The 23,911-nt window shown below is 70.3% G+C and carries 19 protein-coding genes; 8 read left to right on the top strand and 11 right to left on the bottom strand.

All coding sequences use genetic code 11. From position 1 onward, the window contains the following. Positions 1 to 26: 26 nt before the first annotated feature. Both ACIOD2_RS36945 and ACIOD2_RS36940 read right to left on the bottom strand, forming a co-directional pair. Entirely contained in the window at positions 27 to 2,276 is a 2,250-nt protein-coding gene (locus tag ACIOD2_RS36945; RefSeq protein WP_400549160.1) for an FtsX-like permease family protein, read from the bottom strand. Next, positions 2,273 to 2,974: an ABC transporter ATP-binding protein gene (locus tag ACIOD2_RS36940; RefSeq protein ID WP_247059524.1), complete on the bottom strand. Its 702-nt coding sequence runs from the start codon at positions 2,972 to 2,974 to the stop codon at positions 2,273 to 2,275. Before ACIOD2_RS36940 ends, ACIOD2_RS36945 begins: the two co-directional genes overlap by 4 nt. A 174-nt stretch (positions 2,975 to 3,148) precedes the next feature. Here ACIOD2_RS36940 and ACIOD2_RS36935 point away from each other — a divergent pair, with 174 nt between their 5' ends. The 3 genes from ACIOD2_RS36935 to ACIOD2_RS36925 are packed head-to-tail and all read left to right on the top strand — an operon-like array spanning position 3,149 to position 6,929. Next, the gene (locus tag ACIOD2_RS36935) at positions 3,149 to 4,948 is read left to right on the top strand and encodes a sensor histidine kinase (protein ID WP_400549156.1); all 1,800 of its coding nucleotides are present in this window, start codon (positions 3,149 to 3,151) and stop codon (positions 4,946 to 4,948) included. Continuing rightward, positions 4,945 to 5,598, top strand: a complete 654-nt coding sequence (locus tag ACIOD2_RS36930) for a response regulator transcription factor (protein WP_323325092.1) — start codon at positions 4,945 to 4,947, stop codon at positions 5,596 to 5,598. The genes ACIOD2_RS36935 and ACIOD2_RS36930 overlap by 4 nt, the downstream gene beginning before the upstream one ends. Before the next feature lie 23 nt (positions 5,599 to 5,621). Then, the gene (locus ACIOD2_RS36925; protein WP_400549152.1) at positions 5,622 to 6,929 is read left to right on the top strand and encodes an amidohydrolase family protein; all 1,308 of its coding nucleotides are present in this window, start codon (positions 5,622 to 5,624) and stop codon (positions 6,927 to 6,929) included. Positions 6,930 to 7,057: 128 nt separating this feature from the next. On the opposite strand, the gene ACIOD2_RS36920 is transcribed toward ACIOD2_RS36925, so the two are convergent. The 5 genes from ACIOD2_RS36920 to ACIOD2_RS36900 all read right to left on the bottom strand — a co-directional run bounded on the left by ACIOD2_RS36920 (position 7,058) and on the right by ACIOD2_RS36900 (position 13,261). Then, the gene (locus tag ACIOD2_RS36920; protein WP_400549149.1) at positions 7,058 to 7,735 is read right to left on the bottom strand and encodes an SDR family oxidoreductase; all 678 of its coding nucleotides are present in this window, start codon (positions 7,733 to 7,735) and stop codon (positions 7,058 to 7,060) included. Next, a complete protein-coding gene (locus ACIOD2_RS36915) occupies positions 7,732 to 9,342 on the bottom strand; it encodes an SdrD B-like domain-containing protein (protein ID WP_400549146.1) in 1,611 nt (536 codons plus the stop codon). The genes ACIOD2_RS36920 and ACIOD2_RS36915 overlap by 4 nt, the downstream gene beginning before the upstream one ends. Before the next feature lie 87 nt (positions 9,343 to 9,429). Further along, on the bottom strand, positions 9,430 to 11,493 hold the full coding sequence (locus ACIOD2_RS36910; RefSeq protein WP_400549143.1) for a PhoX family protein: 2,064 nt from the start codon (positions 11,491 to 11,493) through the stop codon (positions 9,430 to 9,432). Between the two features lie 99 nt (positions 11,494 to 11,592). Next, a complete protein-coding gene (locus tag ACIOD2_RS36905) occupies positions 11,593 to 12,813 on the bottom strand; it encodes an MFS transporter (protein WP_400549140.1) in 1,221 nt (406 codons plus the stop codon). Then, entirely contained in the window at positions 12,803 to 13,261 is a 459-nt protein-coding gene (locus ACIOD2_RS36900; protein ID WP_400549137.1) for a MarR family winged helix-turn-helix transcriptional regulator, read from the bottom strand. Before ACIOD2_RS36900 ends, ACIOD2_RS36905 begins: the two co-directional genes overlap by 11 nt. Before the next feature lie 67 nt (positions 13,262 to 13,328). On the opposite strand from ACIOD2_RS36900, the gene ACIOD2_RS36895 reads away from it, so the two are divergent. Next, complete coding sequence (locus tag ACIOD2_RS36895; protein WP_400549134.1) at positions 13,329 to 13,967, top strand: HAD family hydrolase; 639 nt, start codon at positions 13,329 to 13,331, stop codon at positions 13,965 to 13,967. Here the strand turns inward: ACIOD2_RS36895 and ACIOD2_RS36890 are convergent. The 4 genes from ACIOD2_RS36890 to ACIOD2_RS36875 form a co-directional block, all read right to left on the bottom strand. After that, positions 13,960 to 14,694 (bottom strand): hypothetical protein, encoded by a 735-nt coding sequence (locus tag ACIOD2_RS36890; RefSeq protein ID WP_400549131.1) that lies wholly within the window; start codon positions 14,692 to 14,694, stop codon positions 13,960 to 13,962. The genes ACIOD2_RS36895 and ACIOD2_RS36890 overlap by 8 nt on opposite strands. After that, positions 14,691 to 15,221, bottom strand: a complete 531-nt coding sequence (locus ACIOD2_RS36885; RefSeq protein ID WP_400549128.1) for an RNA polymerase sigma factor — start codon at positions 15,219 to 15,221, stop codon at positions 14,691 to 14,693. Before ACIOD2_RS36885 ends, ACIOD2_RS36890 begins: the two co-directional genes overlap by 4 nt. Before the next feature lie 123 nt (positions 15,222 to 15,344). Then, entirely contained in the window at positions 15,345 to 16,433 is a 1,089-nt protein-coding gene (locus ACIOD2_RS36880; protein WP_400549125.1) for an inositol-3-phosphate synthase, read from the bottom strand. 69 nt (positions 16,434 to 16,502) lie between these two features. After that, complete coding sequence (locus tag ACIOD2_RS36875; protein WP_323325114.1) at positions 16,503 to 17,057, bottom strand: PadR family transcriptional regulator; 555 nt, start codon at positions 17,055 to 17,057, stop codon at positions 16,503 to 16,505. Between the two features lie 244 nt (positions 17,058 to 17,301). Here ACIOD2_RS36875 and ACIOD2_RS36870 point away from each other — a divergent pair, with 244 nt between their 5' ends. From ACIOD2_RS36870 to ACIOD2_RS36855, 4 genes are all read left to right on the top strand, one after another. Next, complete coding sequence (locus ACIOD2_RS36870) at positions 17,302 to 17,700, top strand: DUF5318 domain-containing protein (RefSeq protein WP_323325117.1); 399 nt, start codon at positions 17,302 to 17,304, stop codon at positions 17,698 to 17,700. A gap of 67 nt (positions 17,701 to 17,767) precedes the next feature. Beyond that, entirely contained in the window at positions 17,768 to 20,515 is a 2,748-nt protein-coding gene (locus ACIOD2_RS36865) for a transglycosylase domain-containing protein (protein WP_400549120.1), read from the top strand. Positions 20,516 to 20,707: 192 nt separating this feature from the next. Then, positions 20,708 to 21,052 (top strand): hypothetical protein, encoded by a 345-nt coding sequence (locus ACIOD2_RS36860; RefSeq protein ID WP_400549113.1) that lies wholly within the window; start codon positions 20,708 to 20,710, stop codon positions 21,050 to 21,052. Positions 21,053 to 21,632: 580 nt separating this feature from the next. Further along, positions 21,633 to 23,900: a transglycosylase domain-containing protein gene (locus ACIOD2_RS36855; protein ID WP_400549110.1), complete on the top strand. Its 2,268-nt coding sequence runs from the start codon at positions 21,633 to 21,635 to the stop codon at positions 23,898 to 23,900. Positions 23,901 to 23,911: the final 11 nt, after the last annotated feature.

Below are 23,911 nucleotides of genomic sequence, written 5' to 3'. Positions count from 1 at the left end.
CCTCCCCCGACAGAGGGGCGAACGTCCTATTCCTCGGCCAGCGGCTCGGCCTGGACCCGCTTGAGAGCGGGAGTGCAGACCGACGCGCCGAGCAGGGCCACGCCGACCCCCAGCACCACCGGCGCCAGGAGCCACGGGCTCAGCACGATCCCGCGCGGATCGACCATGCTGTAGAGCCCAACACCGACGAGCACCCCGACGATTCCCGCGCCGATGGTGGCGACCAGCGCGGGCAGCGCGGCCTCCATCCGCAACGCCCGTGAGAGCACCCGCACCGGCGTGCCGGCGGCCATCAGCGCCCCGAACGTCCGGCGGCGGTCCATCACCGAGCCGGCGGTCGCGACGGCGGCACTGCAGCCGGCCAGGATCCCGGCCGCGAGCAGCCCGATCACCGTGACCCGGCGCAGGTCGCCGAGCTCGGTCTGCTGGTTGAACAGGTACTGGTCGCGGCTGCCGATCTCCTCGCCGGCGGCCGGACCGGCCAGCGCCGTCCGGACGATCTCGCGGTTCGCGTCGGTGGTCGGCGCGACCACGGTGACGTACTTCGGCGCCAGGCCGTCCGGCAGCGCGGCCGGGTCGATGATCGACGTGCCGGACAGGTCGGGGTCCGGCAGGTGGATGGCCTCCGCCCGCGTCCCCGACTTGACGGCCACCGCCGGCCCTTCCCAGTTGTCGGCGATCTTGTACTGCGCCAGGTCGAGCGCCGAGCCGCCGAAGACGGCCGGACCGCCCGTGCAGTTCTCCGCGGTGAGCCCGAACCGGGTCAGCTTGACCGCGTCCGCGCAGCTCATCACCAGCGCCCGGCTGCCGGTGCGGTGCGAGCCGTCGCCCTGGACCAGGTAGACCTCACCGACCGCGACGGCCCGCTCGGACTGGCCGTACTTCTGCAGCGAGCCGTTGGCCTGGTCGACGATCTTGCTCGCGTGCTGACCGTCGGTGTCGACGTAGAGCACGGAATCCTGGAAGGACCGTCCGCCGCCCGCCATCGACTCGAACGTCGGCAGCAGCGTCAGGGCCATCGACCCGGCGAACACCGCGAGCACGATCCCGGCGGACGCCCGGTAGGCGCTCTTCGGGTCGTCACGCAGGCGGCGGCCGGCGAGCAGCGACGACGGCCGCCGCCAGATCCGGACGAACGTGCCGCCCACCGCCGACGTCACCCACGGCCCGACGATCGCGGCCGAGCCGACCAGCAGGAACAACCCGATCATGACCATGCCGATGCCGCCGGAGTCACCCGAGGTCGACACCGCGTAGAGGAAGAACAAGCCGGCCGCGGGCAGGGCCAGCAAGCGCCACCAGCGCAACGGCTTCTTCGTGTGGCCGCCGGTGGCGAACAGCGGGTTCTTCAGCACCCGCCGCAGGCCGAGGACACCGGCGAGGACCACGAGCACCGGGATCGCCACGACGATGAACACCGTCAGGCCGACCGGAAGCGTGAAGTCGGCCGCCTGCCAGGTGCCGCCGGCCCAGGGCACGAACGACGCGAGGCCGTGCAGGGCCGGGCTGAGCAGCAGGCCGAGCAGGGCACCGATGCCCGCGGACAGCGTCGTCTCGGCGGCCACCATGTTCGTGACCTGCCCCGGTGTCGCGCCGGCCAGCCGGAGCGCGGCCAGCCGCCGCTCGCGCCGGGCCGCCGTCAGCCGCGCCGACGACGCGACCAGCACCAGGCTCGGCACCAGCAGCACGATGATGCCGACCCACGAAAGCAGCATCAGCAGGCCGTCCGGCCGCGCCGCACCCTTCGGGAACTCGGCGAGCTGCGATGAGGCTTCCGGCATCTGGTCCGCCGTGTGCCCGGTGAGCGCGACGAGCTGCTCGGGAAAGCGCAGGGCGTCGTCATTCAGCGCCCCGACGGGCTTGCCGAACCGGTCGCCGAGCTGCGCGGCGGAGTTGCTCTGCAGCAACCGGCCGAGCGCGGGCGACACGACGGTCTCACCCGGGCCGGGCAGCTGCGGCACCCCCGGCGGCAGCTCGAGCCCGGCCGCGGTGGCGCCGGGCGCCAGCGCGACGTCGACGCGGATGATCTGCTTGCCGTCGAAGTAGTCCTTCGACGCGGAGTACACCAGCTTGGCCGGGGTGTCGGAACCGCGGCTGTAGAACTGGTCGCCCTGCCAGAGGGCGCGTTCTTCGCGCTGCACCGTGGCGAACGGCAGCGTCGCCAGCAGCAGCACCAGCCCGGTCGCGACGGCCACCCCGACCGCGGTGAGGATCGCCGACGTCCGGGTCCGCCGGTCGACCTTCAGCACCCGCAGGGCGATCTGGAGCGAGTTCATGCCGCGAGCCTCGTGGCGATCAACCCGTCGCGGATGGCGACGGTCTTCGGCATCGACTCGGCCAGCTCGCGGTCGTGGGTCACGACGATCACCGCGGCGCCCGTCTCGTGGGCGGCGCCGAGCAGGGCGTCCATCGTGTCGCGGCCGGTGCGGGTGTCGAGCGCGCCGGTCGGCTCGTCGGCGAAGATCACCTTCGGCCGGTGGGTCAGCGCCCGGGCGATCGCGACGCGCTGGGCCTCGCCGCCGGACAGCTCACCGGGACGGCGGCGCTCCTTGCCGGCCAGGCCGAGGCGCGAGAGCCACTGGCGGCCGGCGTCGATCGCTTCCTTGCGGCCGAGGCCGGCCAGGAGCGACGGCAGCGCGACGTTCTCTTCGGCCGACAGTTCCGCGACGAGCATCCCGGACTGGAAGACGAAACCGAACTCGGTGCGGCGCAGCTCGCTGCGCTTCTTCTCGCCGAGGTGGTCGATCCGCTGCCCGGCCAGGAAGATCTGGCCGTCGTCGGCGCGGAGGATGCCGGCCAGCACGTGCAGCAACGACGTCTTGCCCGAGCCGGACGGCCCGACGATGGCGACGGCGTCGCGCGGCTGGATGTCGATGTCGATGCCGGCCAGGGCGTACTGCGCGCCGTAGCGCTTCACGAGCCCACGGCCGGACAGCACCGGCCCATCGGTCCACTGTGGAGTGTTCGGGTCCACGAGGTTCTCCCCTGTCGGTCGGGATCTTGATGCCGATGAGCTTCGCCGAGATCAGGGGGTGTCCACTTCGGGCAGACGGCCAGTCACGGGCCCGCCCGCATCGGCCGATCGGCCGAGGGAGTGCGAGCCACTCGGCCAAGGTGCGGACGCCCGCGGATCCTCTAACGTCACGTTGTGCCCGCCGCGCCCCCGCCGAACACCCTCTACACCCGCACCGCCGCCCTGGTGCGGCGCATCGGCGTGCCCGCGGCCGTGCTGTTCGCCGCGCTGCTCTTCGACGTCGTCTTCACGACGCAGGCCGCGCTCGACGACCACGGCCCGCGTTTCGTCGACTTCGGGCTGCTGCCCGGCATCTTCGCGATGGTGGCCTGCGCGCTCTGGGCCCAGAAACGGGCCGCCGTCGCCGGTGCGGCCGGTGCCGCCGTGCTGGTGTTCTCCACCCTCTTCATCCACGCGTTCCACATCCCGCCGTACTCGAGCGTGCTGCCGAAGGTGACGATCACCGAGGTCGTGGCGGGGGAGCTGATGCTCTACTACGTCACTCGCCGGGCGCGGGCCGGCGTGGCGTTCTGCGTGGTCAGCGCCCTGACCGTCGGATGCCTGGTCGCGGTCTTCGGCCGCTACCGGGGCGTCGGCGAGCTGGACAGCGGCACGCTCTACCAGGCCCTGCTGTTCGGCGTGCTGCTGCTCGCCGGGGCGGTGGTGCCCGCCATCGCGATCCGCGACCGCGGCCCGAAGGCCGATCCGCGGACCCGCAAGCTGCGCCGGGTCAACGAGCTGGCGATGGGGCAGTGGCCGTTGATCGGCCTGCTCGCCTTCGCCCTGCTCTTCGAGTTCGGCTACACGTACTCCAGCACCGCCCGCGGCTTCCCGATCCTGTTCTGCTCGCTCGTCGCGGCCGTCATCGCGGTGCTGTCGCCGCGGCGGCCGTCGGACGCGGTCCTCGCCCTCGCCGGGGTCCTGCTGCTCTCCGCGGTCATCACGCCGTTGCTGCAGCTGCGCAGCTCCTACCCGATGCCCGGCGGGGTGCCGTTCGTGCAGGTCATCGCCGGGATGGGCGTGGTGGTGAACCTGACCCGCGCCCGGGGGCTGAGCGCCTCGTGGGCACGGGTCGCCGTGCTGTCGGCCGTCGTCGCGCTCGGGGCGATCGTCAATTCGAACCAGCCCGCCGGCAACCTGCAGACCGACCCGCAAACGCTTTCGATACTGGCTTTCGCCGCGGCGCTGATGCTGGGCATCTCGATCGCCATCGGCCTGATGCTGCGGTCGCGCGACTCCGAGCGCACCACGGTCGTCCAGTCCGCGGTGTCCGAGGCGCAGACCGCCGAGCGGATGGCGCTGGCCCGCGAGCTGCACGACATCGTCGCCCACCACGTCACCGGGATCGTCGTGCAAGCGCAGGCCGCGCGGATGATGGCCGAACGGGACCCGCAGATCGCGGTCGAGGCGATGGGCCGGATCGAGAACGCCGGCGTCGAGGCGCTCGCGGCGATGCGGCGGCTGGTGCGCTCGATGCGCGGCGACGCTCCCGCCGGGTCGAGCGAATTCAGCGAGCAGGCCACCACCGATCTGGGCGCCGACCTGCGGAAGCTGGTCGACGGCGCCAACCACGGCGTGCCGACGTCCATGCACCTCGACCTGCCACCGGACCTGCCGCACGAGGTCGGCCGGTCGGCGCTGCGGCTGGTGCAGGAGTCGCTGACGAACGTCGGCAAGCACGCCTCGGGTGCGACCGACACGTTCGTGCTCGCCGAGGTGAGCGGCCCCGAGCTGCACCTGCGGGTGACCGACAACGGGCGCGAGCGCACGCAGCGGCCCGCCGGGGGATCGGGCGGTTACGGTCTGGTCGGCATGCGTGAACGCGTCGCGCTGCTGAAGGGCCGGCTCTCGGCCGGGCGGGGCCCGGACGGCGGCTGGCGCGTCGAAGCTTGGCTGCCGCTGGCGGCCACGGAAGAAGCGGAAGGGGACGAGTGATCCGGGTACTGATCGCCGACGACCAGGAGATGGTGCGGATGGGCTTCCGCATGATCCTGGACGCGCAGGACGACATCGAGGTCGTCGCCGACGTCGCGGACGGCGTCTCGGCGGTCGCGAAGGCCCGCGAGCTGCGCCCGGACGTCTGCCTGCTCGACATCCGCATGCCCGGTCTCGACGGCCTCGAGGTCACCCGGCAGCTGGCCGGCCCGGACGTCACCGACCCGCTGAAGGTGGTGGTGGTCACCACCTTCGACCTCGACGAATACGTCCACACGGCGTTGCGCAACGGCGCGTCCGGCTTTCTCCTGAAGGACGCCGGGCCCGCGCTGCTGATCGAAGCGGTCCGCGCGGCCGACCGCGGCGACGCCCTCGTGTCACCGCAGATCACCGTCCGCCTGTTGAAGCACTTCGACGGCAGCGGCCCAGCGAAACCGCAGGTCAAGCCGCCTTCTGAGCCGCTGACCGCGCGCGAGATGGACGTCGTGAAGGCGGCCGCGCGCGGGCTGACGAACACCGAGATCGGGTCCGAGCTCTACCTGTCGCTCTCGACGGTGAAAACTCACCTCGCGTCGGTGCAGGGCAAGATCGGCGCCCGCAACCGCGTCGAAATCGCGGCCTGGGCGTGGCGGAGCGGAGTCGTCTCGTAATTCCGGGTGCGTAGTATCCCGACATGCAACGCCGTTTCCACGCTCCTGTCGTTCTCCCCGCCGACCCGTCCTGTTCACTCCTGCGCGACGCGGTCGTCGATGTCGACACCGATGGGCGAATTTCGTACTGCGGACCGGCGGCCACCGCCCCCGAGTCCGCCGCACCGGTCACCACCCTGACCGGCATCCTGCTGCCCGGCCTGATCAACACGCACGCGCACAGCCCGATGACGCTGCTGCGCGGCATGGGCGGCGACCTGCCGCTGCTGCCGTGGCTCAACGAGATCATCTGGCCCGCCGAAGCGAAGCTGCGGCCCGAGGACGTCCGCACCGGCATGCTGCTGGGTTCGGTCGAGATGCTGCGCCACGGCGTCACGACCAGCGCGGAGATGTACTTCGAAGGCGAGCAGCTGGTCGACGCGGTCCTCACGACGGGCGGCCGCGTGCTGGTCGCACCGCCGGTGATGGAGCTGCCGGGCCTCGACTGGCGCGCCCAGCTGGCCGCGATCGAGCGCTGGATCGACACCGACGGGCTGCGCTTCGGCCACGGCGACCGCATCGAGCTCGGCTACGGCCCGCACTCGGCGTACATGCTGTCCGAAGAGGGCCTGCGCGCGACGGCGGAGTCGGCCGCTTCGCGCGGCGCGCTGATCCAGATCCACATCGCCGAGGCTGCTGCCGAGGATCTTGTTGCGCGCGAGGCCCACGGCTCGGTGCCCGCGCTGCTGGCCAAGCTCGGCATGCTCGACGGCCGGGTGCTCGCGGCGCACGCGATCCACCTGTCGGACTCCGACATCGCGCTGTTCGCCGCCCACGGTGTCGGTGTCGGGCACTGCCCGGGCTCGAACGCGAAGCTGGCTTCGGGCATCGCACGGATCACCGAGCTGCGCGCGGCGGGCGTCGCGGTCGGCCTCGGCACCGACGGCCCGGCGTCCAACGACGACATCGACCTCTGGGAAGAACTGCAGCTCTCGGCGATGTTCGCCCGCCTCGCGACGGGCGACTCGACGGTGCTGACCGCGGCGGACGCCTTCCTGCTGGCCACCCGCGGCGGCGCGGCCGCTCTGGGCCGTTCGGACATCGGCGCGCTGGAGCCGGGCCGCTGGGCCGACCTGGTGCACGTCGACCTGGACGACCCGGCGTTCGCGTGCGGCTTGGACGTCCCGGACGTCCAGCTGCTGTCGAACCTGGTCTGGGCCGCGGGATCCCGGCGGGTCCGGGACGTGTGGGTCGCGGGCGAGCAGGTGGTCGCGGACGGCGAGTCGATCAAGGTGGACCGGGCGAAGGTGCAGGCCGGGGTGGCGGACACGGCGGCCCGGCTGCGGGCTTGAGCGTTGTCCACAGGCCCCGCCTGATGTGGACAACTCGGGGCTCGAAGCCTCGAACGGCCGGGTTTGTCGGCCACCGCCGATAAACTGGACTCGGGGCAGCCCCCCTGGGACGGGTGGGGGCCGCCTGGTCAGCGGGGCTTCAGCATCAGCTCGGTCAGGTGGGCGTCCGGGGTGGCTGACACCGCTGTCACCACGGCGGTGGCCACCGAGTCCGCCTTCAGCAGGTGCGCTGTGTCGTACTCGCGACCTTCGCCCTTGAAGATCGTCTGCTGCATCTCCGTGTCCGTGCGGCCCGGGTAGACCGACGTCACGCGGATGTCCGGTTCCTCCTCGCGGAGGGCGTCGGCGAAGGCGCGGACGGCGAACTTGCTCGCCGCGTACGGGGACCAGCCGGGGCGGGCGTTCAGGCCCGCGCCCGAGTTGATCACCACGACGTGGCCGTGGGCCGCGCGCAGGGCCGGCAGCAGGAGGCGGGTCAGCTCGACCACGGCGAGGGTGTTGACCTCGAAGTTCTCGCGCCAGGCTTCGGCGGAAGCCTCCTCGATCCGGCCGAGGCGGGCGACGCCGGCCGAATGGACCAGGACGTCCAGGGACGCGATGTCCGCCGCCGCCTGCTCGAGGGAGGCCGGGTCGGTCAGGTCCACCGGCCACGGCGCTGCGCCCGGCAGTTCCTTCGCCAGTGCGGCCAGCGCGCCGGTGTCCCGGCCGCCGAGGAGCAGCCGGTGTGTCGGGGCGAGCTGGTGGGCGACCGCCGCGCCGATCCCGCGCGAGGCACCGGTGACGAGGGCGAGGGGGAGATCCGTCATGCCCCCACCGTAACGGCGAACCCGGCGTCCACCGTGCCGTCGTCGCGCTTGCCGGGGCCCGGTGTCCGGGCGTCGGCGCAGCCCGACGGGTCCACGTCCGAGTCGCGAGCGTCGTCACCGGCGTCCTTCTTGGTCGGCTTGCGGCCGTCCACGGTGAAACAGACCTGGTAGCTGCCGTCTTCGAGGCCGGTGAAGGCGTACGCGCCGTCCGGGCCGGTGACGACGCTCGTGCCGTTGTTCAGCGTCACCTTCACCCCGGCGAGGCCCGGCTCACCCGCGTCCTGCAGGCCGTTGCCATCGGTGTCGGTCCAGACGAAGTCGCCGATCCGGTTGGTCGGCGGGGCGAGGCCGAGGTCCACCGTGAAGTCCTCGCGGTTCGGGCCGCCGAGGGTGCGGGGTGCGGTGCAGCCGTCCGGGTCCGCGTCGGAGTCCTTGTCCTCGCTGCCGGCGTCCTTGCGTGTCACGGTGAAGTCCGCCGGAATGGCGAAACAGAGCTGGTAGGTGCCGTCCTTCAGCTTCTCGAAGCCGTACTTGCCGCTCGCGTCCGTCGTCGCGGTGCCGACCGTGCCGCCCGCGCCGTCCTTCAGCGTCACCTTGACGTCCGCGACGCCGGGCTCACCCGGGTCCTGCAGCCCGTCGCGGTTGCGGTCGGCCCAGACGAAGTCGCCGATCTTGGCGATCGCGGGCGGCGGGACCACGGTGATCGTCGCGGACGACGTCTTGTCGCCCAGCGTGCCGCCGGGGTAGTGGACGCCGGTGACCTTCGCCGTGTTGACGTGCCCGGTGTCGGCCACCGTGAGGTTCGGGTGGTCGCAGGTCAGCTGCCGGTTCGCGGCCGCGGCCAGCGTGAACGGCGCGAACGGCGTGGCGCACCACGGGTCCTGGACGGTGATCCCGGTCAGGTCCTGCGTGCCCTCGTTCGTCACGGTGACGCGGTAGTGCGCGGTCTCGCCCGCCGTGACCGTCGCGAACGGCCCCCACGCGCCGGTCGCCGGGTTCTGCACTTCCTTCTTCACCGAGTACGCCGCGAGCTGCAGGCCGACGCAGTCCCAGCGGAGCCGCTCGGCGCCGGTCGTGGCGAAGAACTTCACCGTCGTCGCCTTCGCCGGAGCCGTCGCCGCGGGGAAGTCCTGCTTGGCGAGGTGCCCGTCGGCCGCGTTGTGGTCGGCGACCAGCTTGGTCTCCTGCACCTGGGCGCCGGTCGCGTCGTAGAACCGCAGGCCGGTGGCCGGGTTCCCGCTCGGCAGCGCGGAGCCGGTCGACACGCTGAGCGTGTAAACGCCGCCCGGCACGAACTTCTCGGTCTGGTAGGCGGTGCTGGTCTTGCCGTCCGGGGTCTGGATCACGGCGGAACGCTGGCCGTCGACGGCGTACGCCTGCTCGGTCAGCAGCTTCGGCTGCTTCGCCGACGGCGTGCCGGGCGGCACCGGCGCAGCCGGGGTGAAGACGTAACCGTCCGGGGCGCCGTTCGCCGCCGCCTGCTCGACGCTCGGGTTCGCCGCGACGCCGCCGCAGGCCGGAGGCGGGTCTGCCGCGGCCGCTCCGGGCACCACCACCCCGGAGGCCGCCACCACCGCCACTGCCATCGCGCGCGCCGAAGTGATCACCCCACGACTATGGCGCGCGGCACGGGCCCGCACCGGCCGAGAGCGGTCCCCTTCAGGGTGAACCTCGGCCGGTGCGGACCCGGAGCGTCAGCGCTCGCCGATGCGGCCGGGCCGCCCGAAGCGGCCCTTCTTCCAGACCGAGACGAGAGACGGCCGCGGCTGCGCGGCGCCACCGTCGGGCCAGTGCGACGTCGGGGTCGCCGAGCTCGCCGCGTTCTCACCCGGGTGCTGCACGGCGACGAGCACCACGTGGTCGGTGACGTTCGGGCCGCACGTCTCGGCGCCGACCGGCACGGACAGGAACTGCTTGACGTGACCGCGTTCCGGCCCGGTCACCGGCACCGAGAACAGGCCGTCGTTCGCGCCGAGCGCGTTGCCGTCGGTGGAGATCCAGAGGTTGCCGTAACGGTCGAAGGTGACGTTGTCCGGGCAGGAGATCGGGCTGACCTTGGTCTTGTCGAAGCCGCCGTAGTAGGTGTCGGCCGCCGCCGGGTCACCGCAGACGAGCAGCAGCCGCCACGAAAACGTCGTCGACGCCGCGTCGCCGCGGTGCTCCTCCCACTCCAGGATCTGCCCGTTCTTGTTGGCCACGCGCGGGTTCGCCTCGTCGGCGCCGGCCTTGCCCGCCGCGCCGCGGTCGCTGTTGTTGGTCAGTGCCGCGTAGATCCGGCCGTTGACCGGGTTCGGCTCGATGTCCTCCGGGCGGTCCATCTTCGTCGCGGCGACCTTGTCGGCGGCTTGCCGCGTGAAGACGTAGACCTCTTCCGCGGTGAATCCATCCACAAAGGACTTGTTGCCGCTGGCCAACGGGATCCACTCGCCGGTGCCGTCGAACTCGTTGTCCGACGGGAGCTTGCCGGTGCCGTCGATCTCCGCGGCCGGGCTGTCGCCGGTGAACCGGCCGACGTACAGCGTGCCTTCGTCGAGCAACGCCGAGTTGTGCCGACGCGCGTGCGCGCTCCGGCCCGGCTTGTACTTGCCCTTCGAGACGAACTTGTAGATGTACTCGAAGCGTTCGTCGTCCCCGGAATAGGCGGCGACACGCCCGTCGGCGGTGATCTTGATGTTCGAGCCCTCGTGCTTGAAGCGGCCCAGCGCGGTGTGCTTGACCGGCGTCGAACTCGGGTCGTTGGGGTCGATCTCGACGACCCAGCCGAACCGGTTCGGCTCGTTCGGCTCCTGGGCGACGTCCCAGCGCTTGTCGAACCGCTCCCACTTGCGGGTGCTGGCGCCGGTGCCGATCGCGTAGCGCTTCAGCCGCGCCGCCTCGACCGGGTCGGTGACCTTGTCGGCGTTGGCGAAGTACTGGTGGAAGTTCTCCTCGCCGGACAGCACGGTGCCCCACGGCGTCACGCCGCCGGAGCAGTTGTTCTGCGTGCCGCGGACCTTGCGCCCGGACGGGTCGGCCGACGTCTTCAGGTACTTCGAGCCGGCGGCCGGGCCGCGGACCTCGAAGACGGTGTCGAGCGTGATCCGGCGGCCGAACCGGCTGGGCACGATCTCGAGGCCGCCGCGGATCGGGTCACGACGCGCCCGCAGCACCGAAAGGCCGTGTGCCGCCCAGGCGATCTTCACCTGCTCCTCGGTCGGGTTCGCCGGGTCGTACTGGTCGGCCGGGAACAGGTGCACCTCGGTCGTGTACTCGTGGTTCACGACGAGCAGGTTGTCCAGGCCGAGCGCGTCCTGCGGGATGAGGCCGACGAAGTCGTTGTTGTAGCCGAACTGCTTCGCCTGCGCGGCCGCCGTCTGCTTGGTGAAGTCGAACCTGGGCGCGCCCGGCACGACCGGATCGCCCCAGCGGATGACAACGCGCTGGGCGTAGCCGTCGGGGACGGTGACGGCGTCGAGCTTGTTCGACGGAACCGGGTCGAAGTCGGTGCCGGGAGCCGGACGCGGCTTCGCGGCGGGCGCGGCGGGTGCGGCAGCCGCCGTCCCCGACAGCGCGGCGAACCCGCCCGCGGCGGCCGCCATCACGGCGCCGGCCTTGAAGACCCGGCGGCGGGAGATGTCCTTGACGACGTCGCCGAAGTACTCGTTGCCGGACTCGTTGGGCTCGGGATGGGCACAGGCGTTGCCACAGCGGTATTCGCAGGTGATCGGGGAGCGGCCACCGGGGTGGACGGGGAGGAGCGGGAGCAGACGGTCGGGCACGAGGCCTCCATGGTGGGAGTTCGGGAACGAACCGACCGTAAGTCTCCCAAACCAGTCAATGCGGACATTCAGGTGAACGTCGCATGTACTGGCTCCTCGTCAGAACTCCTCGCCGCCGACCAGCGCCGCTTCCCGCGGGACGGTGTGCGGGTCGGCCTTCTTCTCCCGCAGCGAGAGCAGGCCACCGGCGATCACGCACAGCACGGCGGAGGCGACGAACGGCGCCTGCGGCGAACCGAACCACTCGGCCACGTGCCCGACCAGCGTCGCCGCGACGGCGCCACCGAGCCAGCGGCAGAAGTTGTAGCCCGCGCTGGCGACCGGGCGCGGCGCGTCGCTGATGGACATCGCGGTGCCGGTGAACAGGGTGTTCAGCAGACCCGACACGAGTCCGGAGACGATGATCCCGGCGACCAGCACCGGCTTGCTCGGCACGGCCAGCACCAGCATGAGCACGGCGTAACCGAAGACGGCGGCCGCGGCGGCGTGGCGTTCACCGAGCTTGGCGGCCAGTCGAGGCGCGAGGGCGACCCCGGCGACGGCGACGCACAGGCCCCAGCCGCAGAAGATCAGGCCGACGGCGACGGCGCTCCAGCCGAGGACGAACGGCGACCAGGCCAGCACCGCGAAGAACGCGGCGGTGTACAGCGCCGAAGCGACGGAGGTGCGCAGCAGACCGGTGTGCTTCAACGCGCGAAGCGGGTCGAGCAGCTTGATCGGATCACGCTTCTCGTGCTTGTCGCTCTTCAGGAACATCGCGCACAGCACGAGCGCGCCGGCCATCAGGATCGACGTGCCGACGAACGGGCCGCGCCAGGAGATGCTGCCGAGCAGGGCGCCCAGCAGCGGGCCGACCGACAGGCCGACACCCAGAGCGGCTTCGTAGAGCAGGATCGCGCCGGACTGGCCGCCGGTCGCGGCGCCGACGATCACGGACAACGCCGTCGCGATGAAGAACGCGTTGCCGAGGCCCCAGACCGCGCGCAGCCCGACGAGCTGCTCGATCGACCCGGCGGCCGCACACAGCGCGGTGGCCGCGACGATCAGCGTCAGCCCGACGAGCACCGTGCGCTTCGGGCCGAACTTCGCGCTCGCCGCGCCGGTGACCAGCATCGCGATGACCTGGACGCCGAGGTAGGACGAGAAGAGCAGGGTGACCTGGGACGGCGTCGCGTCGAGGCCCTTGGCGATGGACAGCAGGATCGGGTCGACCAGGCCGATCCCCATGAAGGCGATGACCGCGGCGAACGCGGTGATCCACACCTGCTTGGGCTGGCCCTTGACGGCGTCCAGCAGGCTCGAGTGGTGTTCAGCGCTCATCACTGATCAGTGCTTCTTTCTTCGTTTCGATGAGTAGCTTGGCGAGAGCCGGCAGGGCGGCTTCGATCGCTGCGCGGTCGGCGTCGTCCATCGCGATCAGGCGTTCGCGAAGGAACTCTTCGCGGGCGGTGACCATCTCGGCGTAGAAGCGACGACCCTCGTCGGTGACGTCCACGAGCACCGCCCGCCGGTCGGCGGGGTCCGGCGTGCGGGTGGCGAGACCGAGGCGTTCGAGGCGGCTGACGACGTCGGTCATCGACGGCAGCTTCACCCGCTCGAACTCCGCCAGCGCGCTCATCCGCCGGGGCCCGCCGTTGACCAGCTCGCTCAGCACCGATCCCTGGGTGAGGGTCAGCGTCAGCTGCGGGGTCGTGCGGCGCACCTGGTGGTACAGCCGGAAGACCAGCGGCCGCAGCCGGTGGGCGAGATCGGCGATCGGGGAAGTCACTTAGCTATGCTAACAAATATTAGTAAGGGTGGCTAAGTAACTCGTCTCACAGGCTACGCTCAGGGACATGGACGCGGTGATCTTCGACCTCGACGGTGTACTCGTGGACTCCGAGCGGATCTGGGACGAGGTCCGCCGGGCGGTCGTCGCCGAGCACGGCGGCACCTGGCGCGAGGAGGCGACGCGGGCGCAACAGGGGATGAGCACCCCGGAATGGGCCCGCTACCTGGTCGAAGAGCTGGGCGCACAGCTCACGCCACCCGAGATCGCGACGGTCGTGGTCAAGCGCATGGCCGCCCGGTACGCCGAGCAGCCGCCGCTGATCGACGGCGCGGTCGACGTCGTGCGCCAGGTCGCGAAGCGCTGGCCGGTGGCGATCGCGAGCTCGTCGCCGGTGATCCTGATCAAGGGCTTCCTCGACGTCACGGGCCTGCCGGTGGGCGCGGCGGTGTCGTCGGAGCAGGTCGGGGCCGGGAAGCCGGCACCGGACGTCTACCTGCGGGCGGCGGAGCTGCTGGGCGTGGCGCCGTCGGACTGCGCGGCGGTGGAGGACACGACGAACGGGCTGCGGTCGGCGTTGGCCGCGGGGATGGCGGTCTACGCGGTGCCGAACCCGCACTTCCCGCCGGACCCCGAGGTGCTGAAGCAGGCGACGGCGGTGGTGGAGACGATCACCGGCTTGCCGGGTGCGCTGGGAATCAGCTGAACCGGCCGTTCTCCACCGCGGCGCCCTTGCGGACCTGGAACCGCGCCGGTGCGCCGCTGCTCCCCAGGTCGGCGAGGAAGACCTGGTTGCCGAAGAACTGCCCGACCGGCTTGGCGAAGGTCATGTCGCCGGACGCGGCGTAGATCCGCAGGTCGGCCACGCCCGGGACGGTGAGGTAGACCGCGAGGCCCGCCGGGAGCGGGCCCCCGGGCTCCGCGAAGTACCCGGCGAGGAACGTCGCCCCGCCGACCTCCTCCCCGCAGACCGGGGACATCGTCCCGAACTGCGGCTGTGCGGGGTCGAGCGGCGCGCCCTTCGGCACCGCGCCGACGCAGAACTGCGGCGTGCCGGCCACCACGGCCGAAAACGCGTACGAGGTCCAGACATCGGTCTGGCCGGGGAAGTCGCGAAGGGTGATCGGAGTCCCCGTCACCTGCAGCTCGCCCATCGGCCGGTAGGTGAGCTTGGCCAGCGGGATCGTGCCCGGCGTGTTCGCCGGCGCGACCGGAGCCGTGGGCGCGGACGTCGGGACCTGCGTGGCGATCGCGACGCTGGTCAGCACCACCAGCACCGCGGCCAGCGGGGCGATCCACACCGCGGCCCGGCGTCGGCGCTGCGGCCTTCGCTGGCGGCGTTGCTGCTCGGCCCAGGCCGCGTCGAGGTTCGGCGTGACCTCCCCGCCCTGCTCCCGCAGTGTCTCGGCCAGTTTGCGTTCGAGGTCGGTCATCGCTCACCTCCCAGGTCGTCCCCCAGGTGCTTGCGCAGGTTCTCCATCGCGTGGTGGGTGGTCGCCTTGACCGTGCCCGGCGAGATGCCGAGGGTCTCCGCGATGCCCGCCGTGCTCAGGTCCAGCCAGTAGCGCAGCACCAGCACCTCACGCTGTCTCCTGGACAGTTTGCCCAGTACCGCGCGGATCCGCTGGTGTTCCCAGTTGGCCACCGCCGTGACCTCGGCCGACAGCTCGTCCGCCGGGCGCTCCTGCGGTGTCCGGCGGACCACCCGCAGGTGCCGGGTCCGCGACCGGGACATGTTCACCACGGTGGTGCGGAGGTAACCCGCCACCCGCGTGTGGTCGGTGAGGGTGTCCCAGCGCTGGTGGAGCTTGACGAAGGCTTCCTGCGCCACGTTCTCGGCGTCGTCCGCGCCGAGCAGGTGCGCCAATCTCGTCATCTGGCCGAAGTACTCCCGGAAGAGGGCGTGGAAGGTCGGCGCGCCCAGATCCCCCGGCACGCTCTCCCCCACGCTCGCACTCACATCACGCTCACGCCCACCCCGCCCCACCGGTTTAGTGCACCACGCGAAGAAGATGCGCAAAAGCCGTGAAGGCCACCTTGAGGGACTCTGAGTCCCTCAAGGTGGCCTTCACGGCTTTGGGTCTCAGCGCTCCAGGTCGCCGTGGATGAACTTCTCGACGGCGTCGCGCGCGGTCGAGTCGTCGTACTGCTCCGGCGGCGACTTCATGAAGTAGGAGGAGGCCGACAGGATCGGGCCCCCGATGCCGCGGTCGAGCGCGATCTTCGCGGCGCGGACGGCGTCGATGATGATGCCCGCCGAGTTCGGCGAGTCCCACACCTCGAGCTTGTACTCCAGGTTCAGCGGCACGTCACCGAAGGCGCGCCCCTCGAGCCGGACGTAGGCCCACTTGCGGTCGTCGAGCCACTGCACGTAGTCCGACGGGCCGATGTGGACGTTGCCCTTGCCGAGGTCGCGGTCGACCTGCGAGGTGACGGACTGGGTCTTCGAGATCTTCTTCGACTCGAGCCGCTCCAGCTCCTTCATGTTCAGGAAGTCCATGTTCCCGCCCACGTTGAGCTGCATCGTCCGGTCGAGCTGGACGCCGCGGTCCTCGAACAGCTTGGCCAGCACGCGGTGCGTGATGGTGGCGCCGACCTGGGACTTGATGTCGTCACCGACGATCGGGACGCCGGCGTCGGTGAACTTCTGCGCCCACTCCGGGTCCGACGCGATGAACACCGGCAGCGCGTTGACGAACGCGACCTTGGCGTCGATCGCGGCCTGCGCGTAGAACTTGTCGGCCACCTCGGAGCCCACCGGCAGGTAGGAGACCAGGACGTCGGCCTTCGCCTCACGCAGCGCGGCGACGATGTCGACCGGGGTCTCGTCGGACTCCTCGATCGTCTCGCGGTAGAAGCGGCCGAGGCCGTCGTGGGTGTGACCGCGCTGGACGGTGACGCCGAGCGGCGGCACGTCGGCGATCTTGATGGTGTTGTTCTCGGACGCGAAGATCGCCTCCGACAGGTCACGGCTGACCTTCTTGGCGTCCACGTCGAACGCGGCCACGAACTCGATGTCGCGGACGTGGTAGCCGCCGAAGTCGACGTGCATCAGGCCGGGGACGCGGGTGGCCGGATCCGCGTCGCGGTAGTACTGGACACCCTGGACCAGCGACGCCGCGCAGTTGCCGACGCCCACGATGGCCACCCGTACGCGGCGGTTCTCGCCCATGGGGGGTTTCTCCTTCAATCCGTGTCTCTTCAGTAGGTCTGCCGCGACGCTGCGGCGCGGCCGGACGGCTCAGGTCTCGGGACCCTGCCGCTCGGCTTGTTCGTGTTGCTCGTGCGCGATGAGCTCGTTGAGCCAGCGCACCTCCCGCTCGCTGGTCTCCAGACCCAGCCGGTGCAGCTCGCGGGTGTAGCGATCGATCCTCTCCTCGGTCCTGGCCAGCGCGGCCCGCAAACCCTCGCGGCGCTCTTCGACGCGCCGGCGCCGGCCTTCGAGGATCCGCATCCGCACGTCGGCCGGGGTCCGCGAGAAGAAGGCCAGGTGAACACCGAACCCCTCGTCGTCCCAGGTCTGCGGCCCGGCGTCGCCGAGCAGCTCACCGAAGCGCTCCTTGCCCTCCGCGGTGAGCTTGTAGACCCGGCGGCCCCGCCGGGACCACGCGCGGTCGTCGGCTTCGTCGAGCTCTTCGACCAGGTACCCGGCCCGCAGCAGCCGCCGCAGGGTCGGGTACAGCGAGCCGTACGAGAACGTCCGGAGCGTGCCGAGCGTCTCGTGCAGCCGCTTGCGCAGCACATACCCGTGCATGGGCGCTTCGTGCAGAAGACCCAGGATCGCGAACTCCAGCACGTGCACCCCCTTCCGGGAACAAACCTCGGCGACCGGCGTTGCTCCGAATGATCGCCTCGGTCCAACCTACTCAGCCACTATATCGCCCCGATACATCGAAGTGGCGAAGCCAACAGGCGAGTTCAGCGCATCGTGGGCGAAATTCACCGGAGAGTTATCGAACGTCCGGCGTGTCCCCGGTGACCGCGAGACAGGTCACGCTAGGGGGCGTGGACCACACAGGAAGAGCCCGTACTCTGTCCTGGTGATTAACCAGCGGCAGGTCGTGGACTTCGCCTTGCAGCGCCGTGCGCTGCTGGCCGAAGTCCGCTCCGGGCGCGTCGGCAGCCATGAGGCCTGCGACGCGAGCCCGTACCTGCTGCGGGCGGCGAAGTTCCACGGCCGGGCCGGTGACCAGCCCTGTCCGATCTGCCGCCAGGAACCGCTGACCCTGGTGTCCTGGGTCTACGGTGACGAACTCAAGCATGTCGCGGGCTCGGCGAGGACCCCCGAAGAGCTGGCCAGGATGGCCGGCCGGTTCGCCGAGTTCACCGTGTACGACGTCGAGGTGTGCCGTGCGTGCCACTGGAACCACCTGGTCCGGTCGTACGTCCTCGGTACGGGGGAGCCTGCCGACGGTCCGCGAAGGACCGCGGGCCGGTGAGCTGGAACACAACCGCTGAAGAGCGCAGAACGGCGCACTACCGGGCGCCGGTCTGGGAGGCCCATTCGTGAACGACGATCGCAACCGCTCCTGGCCCGGCCAGGAGCCAGATGCACCTCGCCGTGCCCAGTCGGGCCCGTGGCCCGGGGAGGACCCCGGCCCGGCCTGGCCCGGTGAAGAGGCCCCCCGCCGCCCCCAGCGCGGTACGCCTCCTCGTGGCGTCCCCAGCGGACGTGGTGGCACCCCGGAGTGGCCGGCCGGCGACGAAGGCGGCCCGCAGTGGCCCGCCGACGAGCCGGCCCGGCGTCCGCAGCGTGCCCGCCAGCAGGGCATGCCGGCGCGGCGGCCGGTGCCGCCGCCTCCCGGGCAGCGGCCCCAGCAGGGTCCGCCCGGCTCGCCCCCGCAGGGCTTCCGGCAGCCGCCCCCCGGCCGCCGTCCGGTCCCGCCGCCCGGGCGTGAACCGGACCTGATCACCCACCACGCGCACAACGGCACCGACGACTTCGGCCGCGACCCGTACGACGACGGCTACGAAGACGACGCCGCCTTCAACGAGTACGCCGACGACGTCGAGCCCCAGGAAGAGCTCGACGAAAAGGGCAAGAAGGTCCTGACGCCGGCGCAGAAGAAGAAGCGCCGCTGGAAGATCATCCGCCGCTGCGCCTACGTCTTCGTCGGACTGTTCTTCGTGGTGCCCGCGATCGCGTTCGTCATCACCTACTTCCTGGTGGACGTGCCGACGCCGGAGAGCATCAAGGCGCTGCAGAGCCAGCCGATCACCTACTACGACGCGGGTGGCCAGGTCATGGGCCGCGAGCTGCCGCCGGGCGGCGACCGCCAGCTGCTCAAGCCGGGCGAGGTCCCCGACGTCGTCAAGCACGCCGTGTACTCCGCGGAGGACGCGACGTTCGAGACCAACTCGGGCTTCGACGTCACCGGCATCCTGCGCGCGGTCTTCAACCAGGTGACCGGCGGCCAGGGTGGTGGTTCGACGATCTCCCAGCAGTACATCAAGCAGGCGACGCAGAACGACCAGCAGACCCTGACCCGCAAGTGGACCGAGCTGGCGAAGTCGTTCAAGATGAACAACCAGCAGTCCAAGGAAGAGATCATCACTTCCTACCTGAACATCGTCTACTTCGGACGCGGGGCCAACGGCATCCAGGCGGCCGCGAAGGCGTACTTCAACAAGGACGCCAAGGACCTCAACGCTTCCGAGGCCTCTCTCCTGGCCGGCCTGATCCAGGGGCCCGGTCGCTCGGAGAACGAGGCGTACGCCCAGAAACGCTGGACGTACGTGATGGACCAGATGGTGGCCAACAAGTGGCTGCCCCAGGCCGAGCGGACCGCGGCCCAGTACCCGACGCCGATCCCGAGGAACTCCAACAAGGAGCAGGACTCGGGGAAGATGACCTACCAGCTCCAGCAGCGGATCAAGGACGAGCTGGCGGCCAAGGGCTATGACGAGAACAAGCTGTTCTCCACCGGCGCGAAGATCCACACCACGATCGACCCGGCGGCGCAGGCCGCGGCGGAACAGGCCTCCCAGGAGGGCATGAAGGGCCAGACCGACGAGAACCTGCTGAACGCGCTGGTCGCGGTCGATCCGAAGACCGGTGGGGTGATCGCCTACTACGGCGGGCCGGAGCTGGTGAAGGACGCCGACGGCAAGGACCAGATCAACCAGGACCGCGCCAACCAGGCACGCAACCCGGGTTCGTCGGTGAAGGCGTTCGATCTCACGGCGTTCCTCAAGATGGGCAAGGGCCTCGGCGAGACGTTCGACGGCTCGAACAACCGGGTGCTCGGCGGCCGCACGGTCCGGAACGCGGGTGACAGCGCGAGCTGCGGCAAGGACTGCACCGTCGCGAAGGCGATGGAGATCTCGGCGAACACCGTGTTCTACGACATGGTCCTGAACGTGACGAAGCCGTCGCGGGTCGCGGAAGCGGCCAAGGAGGCCGGGGTCAAGGTCTCGCCGGACGGCAAGAGCGTGCTCTACACCGACGACAACAACATCTCGCTCGGTGGTGGTGGCACGGCCGTGACGCCGGAGGACATGGCGGCGGCGTACTCCTCGTTCGCCAACGGCGGGACGTACCACGAGCAGCACTTCGTCTCGAAGCTGACGAACGGCCAGGACGAGGTGGAGTTCGACGAGAACAACATCAAGACCAACCCGGCGTTCGACGACGACGCGTCGAAGAGCCAGCAGATCGCGGGCAACGTCACCGAGGCGCTGGGGCCGGTCATCAAGCACTCGAACCTGAAGTGCCCGACCGGCCACGAGTGCGCCGGCAAGACCGGGACGCAGCAGTACACGGCGAAGGACGGCGACCCGAAGGCGTACGGCGATCGCAACGCGCAGACGTGGATGGTGGGCTACACGCCGTCCGTGTCGGCCGCGGTCTGGGTCGGTGGTGACGGCAACAAGCCGCTGCACGACCCGAAGAACAAGCCGATCTTCGGTGCCACCATCGCCGGTCCGACCTGGCAGAACTTCATGAACCTCTACCTCAAGGGCAAACCGGCGGAGAAGTTCGACAAGGTCGCGCCGATCGGCAAGGACGCCGCGACGGTGACGTCGACCCCGCCGCCGCCGTCGGAGACGCCGACCACGACGACGACACCGACCACCCCGGAAACGACGACGAGCACCGAGCCGACGGACACCGACACCAACACCTCGACGAAGCCGAGCCGGCCCACGCTGACCCGGCCCGGTCCGGGTGGACCCGGTGATCCCGGCATCGGCAACACGTTCGGCGGAGGTGGTGGCGGAGTCGCCTCGCCACCGGGCGCCGGCCCGGGTTAGCACTTCCTGGATCAGGGCCCTCCGCGAGCGCGGAGGGCCCTGATTTCGTTCCGGGAAGCGCTCGACAGAAGATAAAGCAGGGCGAAGAGTTCCAGGGTGATCGCGATGCGCAAAAGCGGAAGGAAAACAACCGGAGCAATTTCAGCGACGACAGCGTGAACTCCGGTCTGCCCGTGTACGAGGAGAGCAGCAATGTCGACCGAGGGCGGGCGCTGGTACAGCGTCCGATGCCTGTTCCAGTGGATCAGCTACGAAGAGAAGCCTTACGAGGAACGAATCACCCTCTGGCGGGCGACCAGCATGGAGGAGGCCGTCGAGTTGGCCGAGAGCGAAGCTGCCGACTATGCGGTGTCGGGCAATGAGCTCACCTATCTCGGGTTCGCCCAGGGCTATGCCCTCGACGAGGACATCGAACTCGGTTCCGGGGCAGAAGTGTTCTCACAGATTCGCGACAGTGAACTCTCCCCAAAGGAATACCTGGACAGGTTTTTCGCCACCGGAGAAGAACACCTGCGCCACATCGAAGATTCACCCTGACCAGTCGGAAATGGAATGCCGAGGATGTCGAGGCGTCCCCGGACTCGCTCCAGCGGGAAGCTGTCGGTCACCTCCGCGGCCAAGCAGACCAGTTCCAGCTCCACCTGGGTTTTCCGCGCCGGCACCAAGGACACCCATCACGCGGTCGGCTTGGACACGACGCGCCACTGCCCAACCAGGCTCAGCTGGTCCCTTCGTGAAGCAAGATGCCTGGTCACACGCCCCCGGCCCGCACCGATTGGCGACGAGCCTCCCGATTGGCATCGAACGCAAAGCACGCCTCCGCTGTCATCCGGCAACCCGCGGGGTTCACGCGCGTCCCTTCCAACAGGGGATGGCGGCTATCGCCGTCCCGTGCTGACTGGAGGACCGCCCCGTGCCCGACGATCGATCCCGCTCCTGGCCCGGCCAGGGTCCTGATCCGCGCCGTCAGGGGCCGTCCGGACCACAGGGGCCCCGCGGCCAGGGCCCACGCCGCCCGCCGACTCCGCCTGGGGGACGGCCGCAGCAGCAGCCACCGTCGCGTCAGCCGCAGCAGCCGTGGCAGCAGCCGCGCGGCAACCGGCCGGAGCCGCCGCCGATGAGCGGTGGGCCCGAGCTGATGACGCACCACGCGTACGAGGAAGCGGACGGCTACGACGACCCGGAGCCCGACGCCGACGGCAAGCCGGTCCTCACCCCGGAACAGCGGAAGAAGCGGCGCTGGAAGATCATCCGGCGCGTCGGCTACGGCTTCGTCGGGGTGTTCCTCGTGCTCCCGGCGATCGCGTTCGTCGTCACGTACTTCCTGGTCGACGTCCCGTCGCCGACGGAGGTCGCGCAGAACCAGAGCCAGGCGGTGACGTACTTCTACGCCGACGACTCGCCGATGGGCAAGGACGTGCCGCGCGGCGGGAACCGGGTGCTGCTCAGCCCCGAGCAGATCCCCGACATCATGAAGCACGCGGCGATCGCGACCGAGGACGACTCGTTCGAGACGAACTCCGGTTTCGACGTCGGCGGCCTGCTGCGCGCGGTGTTCAACAACGCGACCGGCGGTACCGGCGGCGGTTCGACGATTTCGCAGCAGTACATCAAGAAGGCCACCGACAACGACGCCCCGACGTTGACGCGCAAGTGGACCGAGCTGGCCAAGTCCTTCAAGATGAACCAGACGTACGAGAAGAAGGACATCATCACCGCGTACCTGAACATCATCTACTTCGGGCGCGGGGCGTACGGGGTGGGCGCGGCTTCGCAGGCCTTCTTCCACAAGGACGCGAAGGACCTGACCTACTCGGAGGCGGCGCTGCTCGCCGGGCTGATCCAGCAGCCGGGCCGGTCGGAGAACGACAAGGTCGCGCACGACCGCTGGACCACCGCGCTCGACCGGATGCTGAAGAACAACTACATCAGCGCGGCCGACCGCCAGTCGGCGCAGTTCCCGACGCCGATCCCGCTCGAGGACAGCAAGCAGCAGGCCGGCGCGCCGCCCGCGTTCGTCGTGCAGCAGGTGAAGGACGAGCTCGCCGCGCACGACATCCCGGAGGACCGCTACTACTCCGGCGGCTTCCAGGTGCACACGACGATCGACCCGAAGGCGCAGCAGGCCGCGGAACAGGCGGCCACCGACGCGATGAAGGGCCAGGTCGACGACCAGCTGCTCAACGCGCTCGTCGCGGTCGACCCGAAAACCGGCGGTGTGCTTGCCTACTACGGCGGCAAGCCGATCGTCCAGGTCAACGGCCAGGACCAGGCCGGGCGCGACTGGGCCGACACCCCGCAGAACCCGGGTTCGTCGATGAAGGCGTTCGACCTCACGGCGTTCCTCAAGATGGGCAAGGGCCTCGACGCGACGTTCGACGGCTCCAACAACCGCACGTTCGACGGCCGTGTCGTGCGCAACGCCGGCCCGGGCAGCAGCTGCTCGAAGGAGTGCACCGTCTCCGAGGCGATGATGCGCTCGGCGAACACGGTGTTCTACGACATGGTCCTCAACCAGACGAAGCAGGGCCCGGTCAAGCAGGCCGCGCAGGAAGCCGGCGTCACGACCAAGGACGACGGCGGCCAGTCGATCATCTCCACCAAGGACAACAACATCTCCCTCGGCGGTGGGGAAACCCAGATCACGCCGGTGGACATGGCCTCGGCGTACGCGACCTTCGCGGCCAACGGCGAGCAGCGGGCCCGGCACTTCGTGACGAAGGTCGTCAACGGGCAGAACGAGGTCGCGTACGAGGCTTCGACGGACTCCAAGTCGGCGTTCGACAGCGACTCGGACAAGAGCCGCCAGATCGCCGGGAACGTCACCGAGGCGCTCAAGCCGGTGATCGACTTCTCGAAGCTGAAGTGCCCGGCCGGCCACGAGTGCGCCGGCAAGACCGGGACGCAGCAGCACACGAAGACCGCGGGCGAGCCGGCCTGGGCGGCGAACGCGAACTCGCAGACGTGGATGGTCGGCTACACGCCGTCGGTCTCGGTGGCGGCCTGGGTCGGCGGCGACGGCAACAAGCCGCTGCACGGCAAGAACAACTCGCCGATCTACGGCTCGACCATCGCCGGCCCGATGTGGCAGAAGTTCATGTCGCTCTACCTGGCCGGCAAGCCGGGCGAGAAGTTCGACAAGGTCGACCGCATCGGTGGTGAGGTCGCGCCGCCGCCGTCCTCGGACGTCGCGACGACGACCGAATCGACGCCGACGGACGAGAACGCCGACGACGGCGGCGACCAGGGTGACAACGGCGGCGGGAACGACGGCAACGACCACGGGCACGGCAACCAGTCGTCGTCGCAGGAGAGCACGCCGAAGCACACGAAGTCGTCGACCCCGAAGGAAACGCCGACCTCGGGAGACGATCCGGGCAACTGACGGCCTGAACC

This window comes from Amycolatopsis sp. NPDC088138 (genome assembly GCF_044741685.1).
Classification (GTDB): Bacteria; Actinomycetota; Actinomycetes; order Mycobacteriales; family Pseudonocardiaceae; genus Amycolatopsis.
The sequence above is the reverse complement of the archived record's forward strand: the minus strand, read 5'-3'. Positions and strand labels throughout refer to the sequence as shown.

Coding starts and splice junctions, on each gene's coding strand:
- ACIOD2_RS36945 (WP_400549160.1), bottom strand. CDS start 2,276: ATGAACTCGCTCCAGATCGCCCTGCGGGTGCTGAAGGTCGACCGGCGG.
- ACIOD2_RS36925 (WP_400549152.1), top strand. CDS start 5,622: ATGCAACGCCGTTTCCACGCTCCTGTCGTTCTCCCCGCCGACCCGTCC.
- ACIOD2_RS36920 (WP_400549149.1), bottom strand. CDS start 7,735: ATGACGGATCTCCCCCTCGCCCTCGTCACCGGTGCCTCGCGCGGGATC.
- ACIOD2_RS36905 (WP_400549140.1), bottom strand. CDS start 12,813: ATGAGCGCTGAACACCACTCGAGCCTGCTGGACGCCGTCAAGGGCCAG.
- ACIOD2_RS36895 (WP_400549134.1), top strand. CDS start 13,329: ATGGACGCGGTGATCTTCGACCTCGACGGTGTACTCGTGGACTCCGAG.
- ACIOD2_RS36890 (WP_400549131.1), bottom strand. CDS start 14,694: ATGACCGACCTCGAACGCAAACTGGCCGAGACACTGCGGGAGCAGGGC.
- ACIOD2_RS36880 (WP_400549125.1), bottom strand. CDS start 16,433: ATGGGCGAGAACCGCCGCGTACGGGTGGCCATCGTGGGCGTCGGCAAC.
- ACIOD2_RS36860 (WP_400549113.1), top strand. CDS start 20,708: ATGTCGACCGAGGGCGGGCGCTGGTACAGCGTCCGATGCCTGTTCCAG.
- ACIOD2_RS36855 (WP_400549110.1), top strand. CDS start 21,633: ATGAGCGGTGGGCCCGAGCTGATGACGCACCACGCGTACGAGGAAGCG.